Here is a 19,686-nt window from a genome sequence, read left to right as displayed (position 1 = left end):
GCATTATCAAGCCACCTAGGCCCAATCGAAACAATCCGGAGTGCACTCCGCCCAGATGCGGAAGGAACAGTCATGAATTGGAATCAGATCGAAGGAAACTGGGAGCAGTTCAAGGGCAAGCTGCAGCAGCAGTGGGGCAAGCTCACCAATGACGACCTGGACGTGGTGCGCGGCAACCGCAAGGAACTCGCAGGAAAGCTGCAGGAGCGCTACGGCAAGGCCCAGGAAGACGCCGAACGCGAAATCGACGACTGGCTGGCCCGCCACTAGATCGCCGCGCGTGCCTCCGGGCGCGCAAAGGACGATCTGGATCATCGATGGAGCATCGGCCGGGAAAGGCCGTAACCGGCTTTTCGCCTTCCGATGCGAATGAAGAAAGCCCCGCCTCGCGCGGGGCTTTCTCGTCAGGGTTCCCGGTCAGTGGTTCTCGTGCGCTTCGCCCGAGCCGCCGACCGCGACGATGTTGTAGGGCATGCCCTCGACCGCGATCGAGCGCTCCGCCGCGAATGCCTTGGCGTCCACCACATGGATCGTGCTTTTCAGCGGATCCGTCACCATGATGTCATCGCCGGCCACGGCGATGCGCGGGCGCGGCAGCGACCAGTGACCGTCCATCGAATAAGGCTCCGTCAGCGCCAGCGAACGGTCGACCTCGCCGGCAAGGACGTTGATGCGGTTGAGCTTGCCGTCTTCGGTGAAGACATAGGCGAATTTCGGCCGAACCGGGTCCACCACGAAGTCGACGCGCCGCGTGGGAAGCTCGATCAGACGGAACGCCTGGTCGTCTTCCGGGTCGATCAGCACCACGGCGGACGGGCCGAAATTGCCGAGGAAATACTGCAGCGCCTTGCCGCCGCGAAGCGTGGACACCTTCGTGTCGTCGGGCAGGTCGTCCGCATAGGGCAGGTGCGTGATCTCCGGCACCGCGCTGCGGCCACCCTTGACCAGCAACAGGCCGGTGTCGCAGGCGATGGCGGTCAGGTCGCCGGAGGTCGCCTCGCCGTGCAGGCCGGGGCAGGCCGCCACATCGCCGACGGGGTTGCCCTTGGCGTCGAGAATGCGAACGCCTTCGGGAAGTTCCTTCGGATCGACGCTGTTGGGCACGGTGATCAGGGCATGCGCGCCGAAGGGAATCGCGACGCCATGATGCGGCGCGCTGGTCCTGAGTTCACGGACGTCTGGCTTGCCGTCGCCGACCGCCTTTTCGGAAACCACGCGGGCTACCCCTTCGCCGTCGAAGAAGAGCGCCACTTCGCCGTGATGAGCGACGAAATGCACCGGGCGATCGCCGTCAACGGACCCGTCGAGGGCCTTCGGCGCCGCGACGTCGATATCGGCGTGGTCGCCATGATCGTCGAAACGGATGCCGGAGGAAAAGGCCGTGACGGTGTTCGCGTCGCGCTGCACGGCAAAGACCGTGCGCCCGGTCTCGGTGGCATAGATGCGCGCCGGCGCCTTCAGGGAATAGGTTTCAAGCGTCTCGCCCTTCCCGGCATCCAGCACGCGAAGCACCGGGGCGGTGTGGTCCGCGACGAACAGCCTCCACGCTTCCTTCTCGTCGGCCGCAGCCGTCTGCATCGCGGCCAGGATCAGGCCGGCGCTGCAAAGCAGGGTCTTGGTTCGCATGATCATTCTCTCCTTTATGTGCTAACGTAACAATCTGAACTGAAAATGTGCCGCGCCTTCCGTCCACCTTTCGGAAGGGAGGCGGGCCGGGCGCGAAGAATGCCGCCCGGCCAGGCGCGGGATCGCGCTGTTCATCCCCTGGCCGACAGGCAGTCCTTCAGCGAAGTGGCCATGTTGCGGATCAGGTCGAAATAGAGTTCCGGCCCATCGGCGAGATCGGCGCCCAGCGGGTCGAGAACGCCGGACCGCGCATCGGTCCCCTCCGTCACGACGCTGATCAGGCGCGGCTCGAACTGCGGCTCGGCGAACACGCAGGCGGCATCGAGCGATTTCACCTTGGTGCGGATCTCGTCGACGCGCTGCGCGCCGGGAATCACTTCCGGGCTGACGGTGATCGAGCCGGCCGCGGCAAGGCCGAAGCGCCGCTCGAAATACTGATAGGCGTCGTGGAAGACGATGAACGGACGCTCCTTGACCGGCGCCAGTTCCGCAGTGACCTCTTCCTGTAGCGCATCGAGCTTTTCGCCCAGCCTGGCCGCATTGGCCGCATAGGTCGCGGCGTTCTCCGGATCGGCTTCCGACAGTGCCTCGACGATGGGACCGACCATCAGCCTGGCGTTCTGCGGATCCAGCCACAAATGCATGTCAGGCCCGTGATCGTGCCCATGATCGTGATCGTGATGCGCCGCTTCTTCATGCCCGTGCGCCTCGCCGGCGTGATCGTCCTCGTCGCCGTGCGAATGCGCCTCGAAGGCGCCGCCCTCGCGCATCTCCAGCAGGTCGAGGCCGTCCGTTTCGCCGAGGGTGACCAGCCTGGCTTCGCCAGCCAGCGTTTCCAGCGGCTTTGCCAGAAACACCTCCATTCCGGGGCCGACCCAGAAAACCACATTGGCGCCTGCCAGCATCCGTGCCTGGGAGGGACGCATCGAATACGTATGTGGCGAGCCGGAGCCTTGCAGGATTAGCTCCGGCTCGCCGACGCCCTCCATCACCGCCGCCACCAGGGAGTGGACAGGCTTGATGGACGTGACGACCCCTTCCGCCGCCCCGGCGGCAGCGCCTGTCAATGCCAGCAGAGAAACGGCAAGGGACAGGCTACGCAGAGATTTCATCGTTGATTTCCTCTTGTTGCGAACACGCAGGACAGGCGGGGCGCGACTGGCGCCGGCCCGGTCGTTGCCAGGCCGGCGCCAACGCATTATATGTTATGACATTACATCAATTGCGTTATGCTATAACGTGTGCCATATGCGTTGGCAAGCTGGAAAAATCAGATGCCTGAAAATCACGCTCACTCCTCTTCCCGAACCACCACGCCGCTTGTCGAGATGCACAATGCCGGCGTTTTCCGCGCCGGGCGCTGGCTGGTGCGCGGGGTCGATCTCTCCGTCCGGCGCGGCGAGATCGTGACGCTGATCGGCCCGAACGGTTCGGGCAAGAGCACCACCGCCAAGACGGCAATCGGCGTCATCAGGCCGGATGAGGGGCATGTCCATCGCGCGCCGCGCCTCAGGGTCGGCTACGTGCCGCAGAAGGTGGCGCTCGACTGGACGCTGCCGCTCAGCGTGGCGCGGCTGATGACGCTGACCGGCCCGGCAGAGCCGGCGGCCATGCGCGCCGCCCTCGAAGCCGCCGGCGTGGCGCATCTCGCCGACCGGCAGGTACAGGGCCTTTCCGGCGGCGAGTTCCAGCGGGCACTGCTCGCCCGCGCGCTGCTGCGCGAACCGGATCTGCTGGTCCTAGATGAGCCGGTGCAGGGCGTCGACTTCACCGGCGAGGTGGCGCTTTACGAACTGATCCGCGACATTCGCGACCGCACGGGCTGCGGCATTCTGATGATCTCGCACGACCTGCACATCGTCATGGCCGACACCGATACCGTGATCTGCCTGAACGGCCATGTCTGTTGCCGCGGCGAACCGCAGAGCGTGATGGGCAGCCCGGAGTACCGGAAGCTGTTCGGCGCGCGCGCCGCCGAGGCGCTGGCGCTCTATCGGCACCATCACGACCACACCCATCTGGCCGATGGACGGGTGCAGCACGCCGACGGCTCCATCACGGAGCACTGCCATGCCGAGGACGGGCACCACCACCATTCCCACGACGCCGTGACGGGAGAGCCCGATGCTCGATGACTTCTTCATCCGCGCCCTTCTGGCCGGCGTCGGCCTGGCGCTGGTCACGGGGCCGCTCGGCTGCTTCGTCGTCTGGCGGCGCATGGCCTATTTCGGCGATACGATGGCGCACTCGGCGCTGCTCGGGGTCGCGCTGGCGCTGGTGCTCGAGATCAACCTGATGATCGGCGTGTTCCTCGTCGCCGCCCTGGCGTCGCTCGCGCTGCTCGTCCTGGAGCGGCGCGGCGCGCTGTCCACCGACGCCCTGCTCGGCATTCTGTCGCACTCGACGCTGGCGCTCGGCCTCGTCATGGTGGCGTTCATGACCTGGGTGCGGGTCGACCTGATGGGCTTCCTGTTCGGCGACATCCTCGCCGTCTCGCGGCTCGACATCGCCATCGTCTACGGCGGCGGCGCTGCCGTTCTGGCGCTGCTCGTGCTGCTCTGGCGCCCGCTCCTGGCCGCCACGGTCAATGCCGACATCGCCCGGGCGGAAGGCCTGAACCCGGAACGCTCGCGCCTCATCTTCATGCTGCTGATGGCTGCGGTGATCGCCATCGCGATGAAGATCGTCGGCATCCTGCTGATCACCGCCCTGCTGATCATCCCGGCGGCCACGGCACGGCGCTTCGCAAACGGGCCGGAAATGATGGCCGTTCTTGCCGGCGCGATCGGAGCCGCTTCGGTGGTCGCCGGCCTGGGGGGGTCGCTCCGCTTCGACACGCCCTCCGGCCCGTCCATCGTCGTGGCGGCGCTGGCTCTTTTCGTCCTCAGCCTTGTTCGCCTTCCCCTGCCCCGGCACGGGGAAACCGCCCCGCCAACGGAGGAACGGTCATGACCGCCGATCTCACCCGCAACCAGAACCTGGTGATGAAGACCCTGTCGGGCGCCGAGGGGCCACTCAGCGCCTATACGATCCTCGACCGGTTGCGCGACGACGGGCTGCGCGCGCCGCTGCAGGTCTACCGCGCGCTCGACAAGCTGTTGGAGATGGGGCTGGTCCATAGGCTGGAGAGCCTCAACGCCTTCGTCGCCTGCGCGCATCCGCACTGCCACGAGCAGGAACTGATCGCCTTCGCGATCTGCGATGGCTGCGGCAAGGTCGAGGAATTCTCCGACGACGTCGTCAAGGAACGGCTGGACGGCTGGGCGACCTCCCACAGGTTCAGGGCAGCCAAGACGACCATCGAGATCAGGGGCGATTGCGGCGGCTGCACCGACAGGAGCTGACCGTGACTTTCGCAATCAAGGCCGACATTCCGGATCCGTCGGCGCCTGTACTGACCTTCACCGCGCAGAAGACGATGTATGGCGGAAAGCACATTGCCGAAGGCGACGAGATCTTCCTCTTCGCCAGCGAGAACGAAGGCGGACCGGGCCTCGTTGCATGCGGCGTGGTCATCGCCGCGGAAGCGGTCGCCAGACTGCCCTCCGTCGCCCGCCAGACGCCCCGGGTCAGCATCTCCGTGCGCTGCACGGCGCGGGCGGAAAAGGCGCTCGGGCGGCGCGAGCTGAAGCCGTTCATGGACTGGCAGGACGGCCGACCGGAAACCGAGCTCAACTTCAAGTTCTACCGGCAGGCGACCGACAAGATCGTCGGCCTCTCCGACGAAGCCGCCGCCTATCTGCGCACCTTGTTCTAGGCCCGCTCAAGGTTTCACAGGAACGCTGAACGGACCTATCTCCTTATTGTACCGCGTTTATGCGGGCCATCAGGTGCTTCCACCTGACTGCAAAATGCTATCGACCTGGTCGAACCGCACCCCGTTCGACAGGACGCCGAAGCGGATCAGGCGGCTGTCGGCGACGGCGGCCTGCCGGTGCGCCATCGCCTCCCGGTAGCCCGGGTCGCACAGCATCTCGGTGAAGGCCTCGGGGCTCGGATATCCCGCGATGAAGCAGATGTCCCAGGTCTCGTCGGCGGGGCCGATCATCGACAGTTCGAACCTGCCGCGCCAGCAGATGCGGCCACCCGCCCGGGCGAAGGCCCGCGCGCTCAGGCGCCCGTAGGCTTCGTAGGCCTCCTGGCCGCTGACCGTCCGCCCATCGGGATAGCGTGCCTGCGGGTGGAGTCTGATCAGGTTGAGCATGTGGACAGGACCGGCGCGCCCGTCGGCGCGAAAGGCGGCGAAGGTCTCCTTCGAGAAGGTGGTGTAGGCGTCAGGCATCCTGCACCTCCGCGGCAGCGGCCGACCCGCCGGTCCATGCATGGGAATAGTTCGGTCTGCGCCGGGCAATCCATGCGTCCAGCCCCTCGCGCAGGTCCGGCGTCGGCACCATGCGGGCGAACTGTTCCCCCTCGACCGCGAGGCCTTCCGTGATGCTCATGTTGACGCCGCGCGTGACGGCAGTGAGGATGGCGCCCGCGGCGAGCGAGGAATGACGCATGATGCGGTCGGCGAGATCGAGAGACGCGGCGATCAGATCGCCATGCGGCACCACCTGGTTGACCAGCCCGATCTCATGCGCCCGCTGCGGCGAGAACGCGTCACCGGTCAGGAGCATCTCGAGGGCGCGCTTGCGTCCGGCGAGGCGCGGCAGCCGCTGCGTGCCGCCAAAGGTGGGCGGCATGCCCAGGTTGATCTCCGGCTTGGCGAACAGGGCGCGCTCGCTGGCGATCGCCAGCGGCACGGCCTCCGTGATCTCGCAGCCGCCGCCGAAGGCGAGACCGTTCACGGCGGCGATGACCGGCTTCCGGTAGGCTTCCAGCCTTGCCGTCAAGCCCTGCCCGCGGCCCACGAAATCGCGCAGGGCGGTCTCCGGACCCCGCGCCACGCTCCGCGAGAACTCATGGATGTCGCCGCCCGCGGAAAAGGCGCGTTCGCCGGCCCCGGTAAGAATGATGACCCGAGCGGTCCCGTCGGTCTCCAGAGCGTCAAGACGCGCCGTCAGGCGGTCGATCAGCGCATAGTTCAGGGCATTCAGCTTCCCGGGCCGGTTCAGGGTCAGAACCACGACGGCGCCGGCCCGCTCGCGGTGGCAAAGTACGAGATCGGTCACATCCTTGTCCTTTCGTTGCTCGGGTCGAAGGATGGCGGGTCCCGGCCATTGTGTATATACACTAGTCGGTATACATGGAGGAATGACCAGAGCCGCAAGCACCACGCGCGATCGCATCGTCTCGGCAGCCGCCGCGCTGTTCTACGGCGAGGGCGTGAGGCGCGTGAGCGTCGACGCCGTCGCCGAAAAGGCCGGCGTCACCAAGCGAACGCTCTATTACCATTTCGCGAGCAAGGACGATCTGGTCGCCGCCTATCTGGATGGGCGCGACCAGCCGAGCCTCGCCCTGTTCAGGCGCTGGTTCGCGGAAGCGGAGGGCGACGCCGCAGACCGGGTTCGCGCGGTCTTCGCCAATCTCGCGCGCTCGGCCAGCCACCGGAAATGGAAAGGCTGCGGTTTCCTGCGCACGACGGCGGAGCTGGCGAGCTTGCCCGGCCATCCGGCGGTCCAGGTGGCGCGCCGTCACAAGAAAGCCGTGGAAGACTGGCTTGCGGACGCATTTGCACAGGCGGGCCTCGCCGGCGAGCCGGCCGCACTTGCACGACATGTCATGCTCCTGCTGGAGGGTTCGTTCGCCCTCGTCCTGCTGCACCGGGATCCGCGCTATATGGAGGCCGCCGGCGAAGCGGCGGCAGGGCTGGTGCGGGCGGCAATGCGAGAGCCGGGACCCTCCTGACGGGTTTTGCGGCTTGCCGGCAGGAAACGGGTGGTTTCGGCCGCCATGCTTCCTAGGATGCGCGCTGTTTCGCCGGGAAAGCCCAGATGACACATATCAGCAGACTGACCCTGTCGGCTTATGGGATGAACATCGCCGACCAGATCGCGCTCGTCGCGGTTCCGATCATCGCCGCCACCGTGTTCGGCGCCTCCGCCGCCGCCATCGGCGTTCTCGTCGCCTGCCAGTCGATGGCCCATCTCGTCGGGTCGCTGCCGTTCGGTCTGTTGGTCGACCGCCTCCAGCTGCGCAGCCTCGTCATCCTGTCGGCGCTGATGTCGATGGCCGGTTTCGGCGGTGCTGCCCTGGCCATCCCGGCAGGCAGCCTCACGCTGTTCGGCGCGTTCATCGCCACCGCCGGGCTTGGGATCGTGCTGTTCGGCCTCGCGAGCCTCTCCATTCTCCCCCTGCTCACCGACAGGACCGGCCTGGCGAAAGCCAATGCCCAATTGTCGCTGCCGCGCTCGGTCGCGTCGTTCTTCGTGCCCCTTGGCCTCGGCGCCGTGCTCTCCGTGCAGACCTCGGGCATGGCGTTCTGGGCCGCTGCGGGCTTCTCTCTGCTCGCTCTTGCCGTGCTGCTGAAACTGCCGCGCTTTGATCGGCCGCCGGCCAATCCCGATTCCATTCTCAAGCGGCTGATCGAGGGTGGGACCTATGTGGCGCGCAGCAAGATGCTTCGGCCGATCTCCCTTTGCGCCATCTTCTGGAATCTCGCCTTCGCTATCCTGATGGTGCTCATGGTGCCGGTGATCGTACAGGTCTATCGCGCGGATCCGGCCATTTTCGCGCAGATCATGGCCGCCTTCGGTCTTGCGGCGATCCTCGGAACATGGGTGGTCGCGCGCCTGCCCGCCACGATGCCGCCAAGCATCGTCCTCCTGTTCGGGCCGGGATCCTCCGTGATTGCGGCCGCCATGCTTCCCATCGCCCGCGAGGGGGCGACGCTCCCCCTGCTCCACGCCGCCTTCTTCCTGATGGGGTTCGGCCCTTCCATGTGGCTGGTCACGCAGAACACGGTTCGCCAGCTCGCGACGCCGGCGGCCATGCTCGGCCGGATCAACGCCGTCATCCAGACGGCGATCTACGGCGTTCGCCCTCTTGGCGCCTTCGCCGGCGGCGCCATCGGCAGCTACGTGTCGCTCGAAGCCGGGTTATGGGTGGTCATCGGGCTGTACGGTGCGTCGTTCCTCGCCGCGGCCTGCAGCGCGCTGCGCTCGGTTTCGCGCTGGGAGGATATCACGGTGTAGCCGCGCATGAGGACTCCGCCGACGCGCGCCTACCCCTCCTTCGTCAGGTGATTGTTCCGCAGCCGGGTCACGGCGTTGCCATGCGCGTCAAACCCTTCGTAGCGGGCGAAACGCAGCGTGTGCGGCGCCATTTCGGCATAGCCCTGCGCCGTCACATGGCCGATCGACGTGGTCTTCATGAAATCATGGACGCCGAGCGGCGAGTGGGCGCGCGCCATGCCCGACGTGGGCAGCACGGCGTTCGGCCCCATCGCGTAATTCGCCATCGACCCCGGGGCATACTCGCCGAGCAGAATCTCGGAGGCGTTGCGCACTTTCGACAGATACTCGAACGGCGTCTTCGACAGGATCTGCAGGTGCTCCGGAGCGTAGTCGTTGATGAACGCGAAGGCCTGTTCCGGGGTGTCGGCGAGCACGATGCCGCCGCTGGTTCCCCCGAGCACGTCCGACGAATAGCGCACGCGCTCGGCGTTCATCTCCGCCCAGAATTTCGGCAGCGCCGCGCGCGCCTTCTCGGCCACATCGCGCGACCAGGTCACCAGGAAGTTCGAGCTGTCGCTGCCATGCTCGGCCTCGATCAGCAGGTCGAGCGCGGCGATCTCCGGATCGGCGGTCTCGTCGGCAAGAACGATGCACTCGGTCGGGCCGGCGGGCAGGCGCGAGGCGATCTGGCCCTGCAGCAGCCGCTTCGCCGCCGCGATCCACGGGCTGCCCGGCCCTTCGAACCTGGCGCAGCGCGGCACGGTCGCCGTGCCGTAGGCGGCGGCCGCCACGGCTTGCCCGCCGCCGGCCTTGTAGACATGCCTGACCCCGGAAATCCTCGCGGCGACCAGCGTGGCGGCATCGACCTTGCCGTCGGGTCCGGGCGGGGTGAGCACGATGGGCAGCGGCACGCCGGCCACGACCGCGGGGATCGCGGTCATCAACGTCATCGACGGAAACGTGCCCTTGCCGCGCGGTGAATAGAGCGCCACGCTGTCGACGGGCGTCGCCCGCTCGCCGACCAGAACGCCGGGGCGGATTTCCTTCATCCACATCTCCTGCGGACGCTGCGCCTCGTGGAAGCGGCGGATGTTGTCGGCGCAATATTCGAGCGTCTCGATCATCTCGCGGTCCAGGCTGTCGAAGGCCGCGTCGAAATCGGCTTCCGTCGCGGCGATCTCGCCGACATCGACCGGTGCCTTGTCGAACAGGCGGGCGAAGCGCGACAGCGCCACGTCACCCTCCTCACGCACCGCCTCGATGATCGGCGCGACGTTCTCGAGGAAATGGGTGAGGTCGTCCTCCGTGCGCGTGAGCAGCGTCTTGCGCTCCGCATCGGACAGTTTCGACAGTTCGTGCCAGGCTACGCGGTTCGACATTTCCACCCACCAGTCTCAAGAGTGCGTTTCCGGTGGCACGTATAGATGATTTTCGCCCGAGGCATAGCCCCCGGAGCGGGCCGGCGGCACGGGCCAATCAGCGCAGCATGCCCTCGTAGATGCCGGGGTCGGAGCCAGGTATCTCGATCGCTCCGCACTGCCGCTTGTAGAAATCCACGGGGCCGGCGGCACCAATGACCGCGTAGGCATAGCCGGCATGCCGCATCGCATGGAGTGTCGCCATCAGGAGGCCCGCGCCGACACCGCGGCCGCGCGCCGCCTCCGCCACCCCGGTGGGACCGAAGAAGCCCTTCGCCGTCGCGTCGTAGCAGGCAAAGCCGAGCAAGGCCCCGTCCTCGACGGCGATCAGCACGCCGGCGGGCTGCGCCGCGAAGGCGACGGCGCATTCGCTCGCCCAGTTGCGGCCGAAATGTTGTGTGGCGAAGTCGCAGACCACATGCATTTCCGGCGTGATGGCGCGGCGAATGACGACGCCGTCCTCGCGTGGGGCTTCCGCCGCCAGCTTGTAGAGCGGCACGATCAGGTCAGGCATTCTCCGCCTCCGCATAGGCAACGAAATGGCCGGGCGCCACTTCCCGGTAGCCCGCCACCGGGCGGGCGGCGCTGGCGCGGACGGCCTCGGCCTGCCGGGTGAAGGCAAGCGCGTCATCCGCACCGGCGTCGAAGCGGCGGGCGGGGTCGGGCACCGCCGAGATGAGCAGCTTCGAATAGGCGTGGCGCGGGCTGCTGATGACCGCATCGGAGGGGCCGCGCTCCATCACCTGACCGGCGAACATCACGGCCGTCTCCTCGGCGATGTAATGCGCCGTGGCGATGTCGTGCGTGATGTAGAGGAAGGCGATGTTGCGCTCCTCCTTCAGGCGCCGCATCAGGTCGAGCACGGATTTGCGGATCGAGACGTCGAGCATGGATGTCGGCTCGTCGGCGACGATCAGCTCCGCGCCGACCGCCAGCGCCCGCGCGAAACTGACCCGCTGGCGCTGCCCTCCGGAAAGCTGGTGCGGGAACTTCTCGAGCGTCGTCGCCGGATCGAGTTCGACATCCGAGAGGATCCCGCGCAGACGCGCCTCGAGGTCGCCCGGGCCACCATGCAGGCGCAGCGGACGCTCCAGATGGTGGCGGATCGTGTGGGTCGGGTTGAGCGAGGCGAACGGATCCTGGAACACCATCTGGACGGCCCGCAGATAGGCGCGGTCGCCCTGGCGCGTCCAGCCCTCGAAAATGTCCTCGCCGCGAAAGCGGATCGTCCCGGCGCTCGGTTCGAAATGGCGGATGACGGCCCGCCCGCAGGTGCTCTTGCCCGAACCGCTCTCGCCGACCAGCGCCAGCGCACGGCCGGGATCGACGGAGAGCGTGACGTTGCGCAGCGCCTCGACGCGGCGCACCGCGCCGAGGACGGGGCGGACATGAAACGTCTTGGAAACGCCTTCCAGGCTCAGCAGCGGTGCGGTCATGCGGCGTTCCCCTCGATGCGCGGCATGGCCGCCCAGAGCTTGCGCGTGTAGTCGTGGCGCGGGGCGGCGACCAGCGCCGCCGCCGCACCCTCCTCGACGATGCGCCCTTCCAGCATGATGGCGATGCGGTCGGCGAACTGCGCCATCAGCGCCAGATCATGCGTAATGAAGAGCACCGAGAAGCCGAGCGTGCGGCGCAGCGCGACGATCTCCTGAAGGATCTCCCGCTGCACCACCACGTCGAGCGCCGTCGTCGGCTCGTCCATGATGACCAGGCGCGGGCGCAGGGTCAGCGCCATGGCCAGCACGACGCGCTGGCGCATGCCGCCGGAAAGCTGGTGCGGGAAGGCGTCGAGCCGGTCGGCGGGCAGGCCGACCATGGCCATCATCTCCGCCGCCTTGGCGCGCGCCGCGTCCCGGCCCATCCGCTCGTGGCGGGCGAGCATGTCGCGGAACTGCTCGAAGACCGTCAGCACCGGGTTCAGCGAGTTCATGGCGCTCTGGAACACCATCGACGTGCCGCTCCACCGCCAGGCCTCCAGCCTGCGGCGCGGGAAGGCCAGAATGTCCTCGCCGTCGAACAGGATCCTGCCCTCGCTGATGAAGGCCGGCGGGCGGTGCAGCCGCATCAGGGAAAAGGCGATGGTGCTCTTGCCGCAGCCGCTTTCGCCCGCAAGCCCGACGATCTCGTTGCTTCCGATGTCGAGCGACACGTTGCGCACCGCGCGGAACGTGCCGGTCGGCGTCAGGTAATCGACGCAGAGATTTTGCACCGACAGAAGCGGTTTCGGCGCGCTCATGCCTCTTTCTCCATCAGCCGTTCGCGGTCGAGCCTCTTCTGCAGCTTCATCGCCTTGCCGATGGCGCCCAGCGTGCGCAGGCGCGGGTTCGATATCTCGTCGACGCCGAAATTGAGCAGCGACAGGCCGATGCCGATCAGGACGATCGCCGCGCAGGGCGCCGCCATCTCCCACCACGCGCCGACCGTGATGGCCGAGGCATTGTTGGCGTTGTAAAGCATCGTGCCCCAGGAGACGGACAGTGGATCGCCCAGCCCGAGAAACTCGAGCGTCGCCTGGGTGATGATGGTGAAGATGACGCTGCCGATGAAGTTGAAGCAGATGATCGACAGGAGGTTGGGCAGCATCTCGACCAGGATCATGCGCCAGACCGGCTCGCCGATCAGTTCGGAGGCCTGGATGAACTCGCGGTTCTTCAGCGTCATCGCCTGCGCCCGCGTGACGCGCGCCCCCCAGGCCCATGAGGTCAGGCCGATGATGACCGCGATGGCGAGCGGCCCGACCTGGCCGAGGAAAGCCGCCAGCACGAGCAGCAGGGGAAGCTGCGGCAGGACGAGCACCACATTGGTGGCGAAGTTGAGCGTTTCGTCAGTGGCACCGCCGTAGTAGGCGGCTGTCAGGCCGACGACGGTGCCGATCAGCGTGACGATGAAGCCCGCCAGTATGCCGACCATCAGCGAGGTGCGCGTTCCCCAGACGAGCTGCGTGTAGACATCGCGCCCCATGCGCGTCGTGCCCATCGAATATTCGATGCTCGGCGGCTGGTGCGGGCGGCTGACGCGCTTGTTGGGATCGTGGCTGGTAATCAGCGGCGCGGCCAGCGCCACCACGACATAGAAGACCACGATCAGCAGGCCGGCGGCCGCCTTGCGGTTGCGGATGAATATCTTGAGGAGATCGAGCATCAGGCCCTCCGGAGGCGCGGGTCGAGCGCCACATAGGCGAGGTCGACGGCGAAATTGGCCGCCAGCATGGCCAGCGTCATGATCAGCAATTGTCCCTGGATCAGCGGGAAGTCGCGGGCGATGACCCCCTGGTAGAGCAGGTTTCCGAGGCCCGGATAGTTGAACACCACCTCGGTGATGAGCGAGCCGCCGAAGACGGAGCCGAGGCTGATCGCGAAGGCGGTGATGGAGGGCAGCAGCGCGTTGCGGGCGGCATAGTTGTAGCGCACCCGCGCGTCGGACAGGCCCTTGGCCTCGGCCAGATGCACATAATCCTCGCCGAGCTGGCCGATCATGTTGTTGCGCATGGTGACCAGATAGCCGCCGACCAGGACGAGGCCGAGCGACAGGACCGGCATCAGCGCGTGCTTCAAGGTGGAGGAGAGGAATGTACCGTCGAGCGAAGGCTCGAGCGACGGGTCGTAGGCATAGCCCGTCGGCAGCCAGTTCAGGGAGACCGCGAAGACGAACAGCGCGGTCAGCGCGATGACCACTGCCGGCACCGACTGGAGCGCCAGCGCCATCGGCGAGATCACGCTGTCGAAGCGCCCGCCGCGCTGCCAGGCGGCGCGAATGCCGAACAGCGTGCCGAGCGCATAGGCGAGCAGCGTGGCCGTTCCGGTCAGGAACAGCGTCCAGGGCAGCGCCCGCGTCAGAAGGTCGATCACCGGGGTCGGATAGTATTTGACCGAAAGCCCGAAATCCCAGGTGAAGATCGAGGCGAGATATTTCAGATACTGCAGGTGGAGCGGTTCGTTGATGAAGCCGAACGTCGCCATCAGCGCCTCGCGGGCCTCGGGCGGTATGGTTCCCTGAGACTGCGCCAGCATGATGTCGGCCGGATTGCCGGGCATCAGCCGCGGGATCAGGAAGTTGAAGGTCGCCGCCACCAGGAAGGCAACCAGATAGAATGCGAGCCGACGCAGAACGAAGCGCATTGGATCCCCTATTCGCCGCGCCGTTCACATGGGTTTGCCCACGCCAGCGCCTTCTTGTGTCTGCAGTCTAGCAAACTTGTGTTCTTCTCGAACCTTCCCGGAACCTTCTCCCCGCGGACGGGGAGAAGGCGGGAGGAGGCGACCTTGAAGACGGGTGGTCAGTCTTCCACGGGCCGCAGCGCGAGCAGGTGAAGCAGACGCTCGGGCGTCTCGTCATGGATGACGGGCTTGGCGACCGGGTTTTCGGCGCTGAAGAAGCCCGTGAAGCGCTTGGTGTTGTACTGGTACCAGAGCGGGTTGTTGAAGATGGCGATGTAGGGCATGTCGCGGCCGATCTCCATCTGCATCTCGTTCATGACCTTGCGCTGTTCCTCGACATCGCCGGTCTTGAAGAACCCGTCGAGCAGCTCGTCGAGCTTTTCGTTGTAGTAGCGCGTCGCGCCGAAGCGGGTCTTGCCCTGATGGCGGGAATGAAGGCCGAGATCCATGTGGTATTGCGGGGTGACGCCGGTGAAATAGGCGTTCATCGCCATGTCGTAGTCGCCGTTAATCAGGCTTTCCGACCACACCGCCTGCTCGGGCGTTGCGACCTGTGCCTGGACGCCGACCGCCGTCAGACCCTCGACGGCGAGCTGCACCGTGTTGACCCAATCGGTCCAGCCGTTCGGCACGATGATGTTGAAGGAGATCTTCTTGCCGCTCGGCGTCTCGATACGGCCATCGCCGTCCGTGTCCTTGTAGCCCGCTTCTGCCAGCAGCGCCTTGGCGCCCTCGACATCGTAGCGCGTGTACTTGCCGTACTGCGCGTCCACCTCGGGATTGTTCCACGAGTGGAAGGCCTGGCCGAGGCCGGAGGGATACTGGTTGATCGTCGGATAGCCGTAGCCGGCGATGTCGACCATTGCCTCACGGTCGATGGCCATCGAGACGGCGCGGCGGAAGTTCACGTCGGTGAAGGCCTCGCGGTTGCCCTCGTTCTTCGCTTCCATGTTCATGTTGAAGGCGACGAGTGAGCCGGCTGGGAACCAGTATTTGTGGTTCTCGGGATCCTGCGCGACGAAGGTCTTCTCGATGTCGGGCAGGAACGACCCCATCCAGTCCAGCTCGCCGCGCGCCGCCGCCGCAAGGGCCTGGTCGTTGGTGCCGATCTGCGGGAAGCGCATGCAGTCGACCTTCAGCGTCTCGGCATCCCAGTAATTCTCGTTGCGGCACTGGATGTATTCCTGCGGCGTGAAGCGGCGGATCGTCGTGAGCGGGCCGCTGCCGACCGGGTTCGGATTGGTGAAGGTCACCGGGTCCTCGACGCTTGCCCAGACATGCTCGGGCACCACGGCAAGGCGGACGATCTGGTAGTGCGCGCCCGAATTGGCGTCGGTCAGGTTGAAGCGGATGGTCTTGTCGTCAACGACCTCGGTCGAGGCGACGATCTTGTCGAGGCCGTAGATGTCGAGCGCCTTGTGCTTCTTGACCAGGTCCAGGGTGAAGGCGACGTCCTTGGTGGTGAATGGCTTGCCGTCAGACCAGGTGACGCCGTCGCGCAGGGTAAAGGTCAGGCTCTTCAGATCGTCGGCATATTCATAGGCGGTCGCCAGGCGATAGTTCGCCTCGCCGCCCTTCAGCGTGTTGAAGATGATCAGCGGCTCGTAGATGAAGTCGTTGACCGATGGCAGCCTGGTGGACTGGTTGAACGGATTGTAGTTCTCGATCCACGCCGTGCGCTGCACCGGCAGCGCCGTCAGCACGGCTTCGGCCATCGCCGATGGCGCCTGCACCGCACCCGCGGCCAGGATCAGCCCGGCCGTCAGAAAATGTCTCATCGTTTCCTCCCTCAAGAAAGCAGGCGGACCATCCGCCTCCGCGCCACGCCCCGCGCCTCCTCCGGCCAATGGCAGGCCCGCGCTCTGGTGCAGCAAATCTAGTGTGATGGAACAGACCAGTTTAATGCCACCCTCTTTTTCGTAAATTTCGTCAGTTTCGTCGCATTCGCCGAATCCGGCGGCGCGCGGTCTTGGCGAAGCCGCCCCGTTTCGCTAGCCTGACCCCAGTCGATCGGCTTTTTACGCCGGTCCGGGAGGATTCATGCATTGGCGCCGTCTGGTTCCGGCGGGCTTTCAGGCCCGGCTGCTGACAGTCCTGCTGGTGGTATCCATCATACCGCTGGCCGTCAGCGCCATGGTTTTCTTCTCACTGGTTAATGCCAATATCGCGCGGGAGACGTTCGAGAGAATCGCCTTCGCGCGCGATGCCAAGAAGAGCGAGGTGACCCAGTACATCTCGTTCGCGCGGCGTCAGGCGGAGAGCCTCGCCCAGACCAACATCGCCCGCTATTCGATCGGCGACTTCTACGGCTTCAGCTACGCGATGAGCCAGATGGCGCCCGAAGCGGAAACCGCAGCGGCGAAGCTGCGCGAGCTGTTCGGCGTTACGGGGGACGGAAGCGAAAGCCCCGACCCGCTGAACTATGACCGCCTGCTGCGCGAGGCGCTGGCCTATGCCAATGCGCACAACCAGTTTCACGAGGAATACCAGACCTTCGTCGCCAGCTCGGAATTCGACAATGTCTATCTGGTCAATGCGCGCGGTCGCGTCGTCTACTCCGTCCTGAAAGACGACTATCTGGGCCGGCTCCTGCCGCGAGAAGACACCACCCTGTCGCGCGCGCTGGCGGCGCTGGCGGATAATCCGGACGACAACGGCATCGTCTTCTACGACTTCTCGCGCGACACGCAGACGGGCCGCTTCTCCGCCTATTTTGTCGCCCGCGTGAACCTCTACCAGCGCTCCAGCGGCGCGGCGATCCTGCGCCTGCCGGCGGAGAAGCTGGCGGCGTTGATGGGCGGGCGCGAGGGAGCCAACGGCACGCTCAGCCTGATCTCCTCCCGCGGGACGGTGATCGCCTCTTCCGCCCGGAACGCGCTGCCTCCCGGCGAACCGGTGACGGTCCCCGCCGACATGGAGACGCCGAGCGCGGTGGCGATGCTCGATACGGGACTGCTCGGCGCGCCGGCCCTGTCCGCCTGGACACATCTGCGCCTGCCGGACGCAAGCTGGCTGCTCGCGGTCGATGCAGACGCCGCCTCGGCCTTCGCCGCCAGCAGGCAGCTTCGCGACATCATCCTGACCGTCGGCGCGCTGGCCCTGCCGGTCATCCTGCTCCTGTCCCTGTTCCTGGCGCGCTCACAGACGCGGCCGCTGAAATCGGTCACCGACGCCGCCGAGGCGGTCGCCGCCGGCGCGCTCGACATGCGGCTGCCACGGTTCGACCAGCCGACCGAGTTCGCCCGACTCTCGCAAGCCGTCGGCCGGATGCGCGACGCGCTGCGCGAGCAGGTGAAGCTGATCAGCCAGAAGAACCGCGAGCTGGAAGAGCATATCAGCCAGGTCGCCGAGAAGAACGTCGCGCTGGAACAGGCCGACCGGATGAAGGACCAGTTCCTCGCCAACACATCGCACGAACTGCGCACCCCGCTGAACGGCATCATCGGCATTTCGGAAACGCTGTCGGCGGGCGCGGCAGGCGACATCGCTCCCGCGCAGCGCAACCAGCTGCAACTCATCACCTTCTCGGCACGCCGCCTGTCGCGGCTGGTGGACGATCTGCTCGATCTCTACCGTATCCGCCAGGGCCGGATGCGCCTCGACATCCAGGCGGTCGACGTGGCCACCGGCGTGCGGCAGGTCCTGCTGCTTTCGGAGCCGCTGCTTTCCGGCGAGCCGGTCAGCCTGCGGGTCGATATTCCCGACGAGACGCCGCCGGTGATGGCCGACCCCGTGCGCTTCGAGCAGATCCTCTACAACCTGATCGGCAACGCCATCAAATATGTCGATGACGGGCATATCCATGTCACCGCCTGGCAGGACGGCGATGCGGTGGCGGTTGCCGTCGAGGATACGGGGCGCGGCATCTCGCCGGACAATCTCGAGCGCATCTTCCAGCCGCTCGAGCAGGCAGACAACATCGACATCACCCAGAAGAAGAGCGGCACCGGGCTGGGCCTCGCCATCGCCCGCAATCTCGCCGCCCTGCTCGGCGGCACGCTGACGGCGACGAGCGAGGTCGGCCAGGGATCGCGCTTCGTGCTGCGCCTGCCCGCCGCCGGCGCCGACGCGGCCGAACAGGCGCGCGGCAAGTATCCGGGCGGCCTGCACCAGACCATCAACCCGCTCGACGCGTTCGAAACGCCCGCTCCGTCCGACGGCGGCGCCGACGCGCCGACCATCGTCGTCGTCGACGACGAGCCGATCAATCTGCAGGTGCTGCGCAACGTGCTTCTGCCGCAGGGCTACCGCGTGATCAGCGCCGACAACGGCCGCGCCGGCATAGAGGCGGTGCGCGAGAACAAGCCGGACCTCGTCATCCTCGACGTAATGATGAACGACATGTCCGGGCTGGAGGTGGCCAGGGCGCTGCGCCGGCAGCACTCGCTGATCGACCTGCCGATCATCATGGTCACGGCGCGCAGCCGCACGCGCGACATGATCTCCGGTTTCGAGGCGGGCGCCAACGACTATGTGGTCAAGCCCTTCGTCAAGGACGAGCTCCTGACGCGCATCTCGACGCTGATCGAGGCCCGCCGCGCGCGCAGCCGGGCCGAGGAGAACCTGGCGCTCCGCGACGAGGTCGACCGGCGCATCCAGGTGGAAGACGCGCTCAGGCTTTCCCAGCGGCGTATGGCACGCCTGCTCGACGCGCTGGAAGCCGGGCTCGTCTGCGTCAACGACAAGAGCGTCGTGACCTATGCCAACCGGGCGGCGGAGACGATCTTCGGCAAGCCGCTCGACCGTGCCACGCCGCTTGCCTCCCTGCTGCCCGCCGATATCGTCAACCTGCTCGACAGCCAGTGCCGCGCGGACGGCGAAAGCAGCGCCACGCTGCACCTGGCAGGACGCGAGTTCAGCATCAACGCCTTCGAACTGGAGCCGGAAGCCGGATCCGGCATGGCGCTGGTGTTGAGCGACGCCTCGATCGAGGCCGAAAGCCTGCTCGTCTCCGTGCGCGGGGCCATCGACAGCGCCCTGCCGATCATGGCGCATGAGGAGCGCAACGAACCCGTTTCGGCCGCCGCCGTCGACGAGGCCTATCGCGCGCTGATCGTGCAGGTCATGGCGGGCAGCCTCAATCTGTGGCGCCGCGCCAGCGGCAAGGATCGCATCGAGTTCGCCGAGGAGAGCGGCATCTGGCGCGTCAGCCTCGACAAGACCTCGCTGCAGACCCGTACGCTCGACAAGTATCTGCTGATCGAGACCCTGCCGCTCAACCCGCGCTGGCGCGACGTGATCCGCTCAGCCGAATTCGCGCTGTCGCGCGGCGAGGCACTGGGCAGGGACGCGGACGCCGAGCAGATCGCCGTCCGCCTCGCGGCGGACCTCGCCCGCCTGCGCGAACATCTTCGCCTGACCGCCGCGCCGAAACAGCGGCACGACCAGCCGCATGACACGCCGTCCTGACATCCGAACACATCCCAT

General features: G+C 66.6%; 19 protein-coding genes. 8 read left to right on the top strand and 11 right to left on the bottom strand.

The genetic code is table 11. The features are described from left to right. Positions 1-72: 72 nt before the first annotated feature. Positions 73-270, top strand: coding sequence for a CsbD family protein (locus NA2_RS04630; protein ID WP_008594723.1), 198 nt, complete (start codon positions 73-75; stop codon positions 268-270). Between the two features lie 147 nt (positions 271-417). Here NA2_RS04630 and aztD read toward each other — a convergent pair whose 3' ends face one another. Together aztD and znuA are read right to left on the bottom strand one after the other, a co-directional pair. Beyond that, positions 418-1,632 carry a zinc metallochaperone AztD gene (gene aztD / locus NA2_RS04625; RefSeq protein ID WP_008594720.1) on the bottom strand — a complete coding sequence of 405 codons (1,215 nt, stop codon included), beginning with the start codon at positions 1,630-1,632 and terminating at the stop codon, positions 418-420. 125 nt (positions 1,633-1,757) lie between these two features. Further along, entirely contained in the window at positions 1,758-2,738 is a 981-nt protein-coding gene (gene znuA / locus NA2_RS04620) for a zinc ABC transporter substrate-binding protein ZnuA (RefSeq protein WP_008594717.1), read from the bottom strand. A 162-nt stretch (positions 2,739-2,900) separates the two neighbouring features. Here znuA and NA2_RS04615 point away from each other — a divergent pair, with 162 nt between their 5' ends. From NA2_RS04615 to NA2_RS04600, 4 genes are read left to right on the top strand one after another with little or no spacing between them, the layout of a single operon-like run. Next, on the top strand, positions 2,901-3,761 hold the full coding sequence (locus NA2_RS04615) for an ATP-binding cassette domain-containing protein (RefSeq protein ID WP_008594715.1): 861 nt from the start codon (positions 2,901-2,903) through the stop codon (positions 3,759-3,761). After that, positions 3,751-4,578, top strand: a complete 828-nt coding sequence (locus NA2_RS04610) for a metal ABC transporter permease (protein ID WP_008594712.1) — start codon at positions 3,751-3,753, stop codon at positions 4,576-4,578. Before NA2_RS04615 ends, NA2_RS04610 begins: the two co-directional genes overlap by 11 nt. Beyond that, positions 4,575-4,970, top strand: coding sequence for a Fur family transcriptional regulator (locus NA2_RS04605; RefSeq protein WP_008594710.1), 396 nt, complete (start codon positions 4,575-4,577; stop codon positions 4,968-4,970). Before NA2_RS04610 ends, NA2_RS04605 begins: the two co-directional genes overlap by 4 nt. A 2-nt stretch (positions 4,971-4,972) precedes the next feature. Next, positions 4,973-5,383 (top strand): hypothetical protein, encoded by a 411-nt coding sequence (locus tag NA2_RS04600; RefSeq protein WP_040676769.1) that lies wholly within the window; start codon positions 4,973-4,975, stop codon positions 5,381-5,383. Positions 5,384-5,452: 69 nt separating this feature from the next. Here NA2_RS04600 and NA2_RS04595 read toward each other — a convergent pair whose 3' ends face one another. Next, positions 5,453-5,908 (bottom strand): DUF1330 domain-containing protein, encoded by a 456-nt coding sequence (locus NA2_RS04595; protein ID WP_008594705.1) that lies wholly within the window; start codon positions 5,906-5,908, stop codon positions 5,453-5,455. Further along, positions 5,901-6,740 carry a crotonase/enoyl-CoA hydratase family protein gene (locus NA2_RS04590; RefSeq protein ID WP_008594703.1) on the bottom strand — a complete coding sequence of 280 codons (840 nt, stop codon included), beginning with the start codon at positions 6,738-6,740 and terminating at the stop codon, positions 5,901-5,903. Before NA2_RS04590 ends, NA2_RS04595 begins: the two co-directional genes overlap by 8 nt. Before the next feature lie 82 nt (positions 6,741-6,822). Here NA2_RS04590 and NA2_RS04585 point away from each other — a divergent pair, with 82 nt between their 5' ends. Then, positions 6,823-7,416, top strand: a complete 594-nt coding sequence (locus NA2_RS04585) for a TetR/AcrR family transcriptional regulator (protein WP_008594700.1) — start codon at positions 6,823-6,825, stop codon at positions 7,414-7,416. A gap of 86 nt (positions 7,417-7,502) precedes the next feature. Then, positions 7,503-8,702, top strand: a complete 1,200-nt coding sequence (locus tag NA2_RS04580) for an MFS transporter (protein WP_008594696.1) — start codon at positions 7,503-7,505, stop codon at positions 8,700-8,702. Between the two features lie 29 nt (positions 8,703-8,731). Here NA2_RS04580 and hisD read toward each other — a convergent pair whose 3' ends face one another. The 7 genes from hisD to NA2_RS04545 all read right to left on the bottom strand — a co-directional run bounded on the left by hisD (position 8,732) and on the right by NA2_RS04545 (position 16,037). Beyond that, positions 8,732-10,063, bottom strand: coding sequence for a histidinol dehydrogenase (hisD, locus tag NA2_RS04575; RefSeq protein ID WP_008594693.1), 1,332 nt, complete (start codon positions 10,061-10,063; stop codon positions 8,732-8,734). A 97-nt stretch (positions 10,064-10,160) separates the two neighbouring features. Further along, a complete protein-coding gene (locus NA2_RS04570) occupies positions 10,161-10,616 on the bottom strand; it encodes a GNAT family N-acetyltransferase (RefSeq protein ID WP_008594691.1) in 456 nt (151 codons plus the stop codon). Beyond that, complete coding sequence (locus NA2_RS04565; RefSeq protein ID WP_008594688.1) at positions 10,609-11,538, bottom strand: ABC transporter ATP-binding protein; 930 nt, start codon at positions 11,536-11,538, stop codon at positions 10,609-10,611. Before NA2_RS04565 ends, NA2_RS04570 begins: the two co-directional genes overlap by 8 nt. Beyond that, positions 11,535-12,338, bottom strand: coding sequence for an ABC transporter ATP-binding protein (locus NA2_RS04560; RefSeq protein WP_008594686.1), 804 nt, complete (start codon positions 12,336-12,338; stop codon positions 11,535-11,537). Before NA2_RS04560 ends, NA2_RS04565 begins: the two co-directional genes overlap by 4 nt. Continuing rightward, positions 12,335-13,243, bottom strand: coding sequence for an ABC transporter permease (locus NA2_RS04555; protein WP_008594683.1), 909 nt, complete (start codon positions 13,241-13,243; stop codon positions 12,335-12,337). The genes NA2_RS04560 and NA2_RS04555 overlap by 4 nt, the downstream gene beginning before the upstream one ends. After that, complete coding sequence (locus NA2_RS04550; protein ID WP_008594682.1) at positions 13,243-14,220, bottom strand: ABC transporter permease; 978 nt, start codon at positions 14,218-14,220, stop codon at positions 13,243-13,245. Before NA2_RS04550 ends, NA2_RS04555 begins: the two co-directional genes overlap by 1 nt. Before the next feature lie 158 nt (positions 14,221-14,378). Next, positions 14,379-16,037 (bottom strand): ABC transporter substrate-binding protein, encoded by a 1,659-nt coding sequence (locus NA2_RS04545; RefSeq protein ID WP_008594680.1) that lies wholly within the window; start codon positions 16,035-16,037, stop codon positions 14,379-14,381. Between the two features lie 262 nt (positions 16,038-16,299). Here NA2_RS04545 and NA2_RS04540 point away from each other — a divergent pair, with 262 nt between their 5' ends. After that, positions 16,300-19,668 (top strand): hybrid sensor histidine kinase/response regulator, encoded by a 3,369-nt coding sequence (locus NA2_RS04540; RefSeq protein ID WP_008594678.1) that lies wholly within the window; start codon positions 16,300-16,302, stop codon positions 19,666-19,668. Positions 19,669-19,686: the final 18 nt, after the last annotated feature.

This window comes from Nitratireductor pacificus pht-3B, from assembly GCF_000300335.1.
GTDB classification, from domain to species: Bacteria; Pseudomonadota; Alphaproteobacteria; order Rhizobiales; family Rhizobiaceae; genus Nitratireductor; species Nitratireductor pacificus.
The sequence above is the reverse complement of the archived record's forward strand: the minus strand, read 5'-3'. Positions and strand labels throughout refer to the sequence as shown.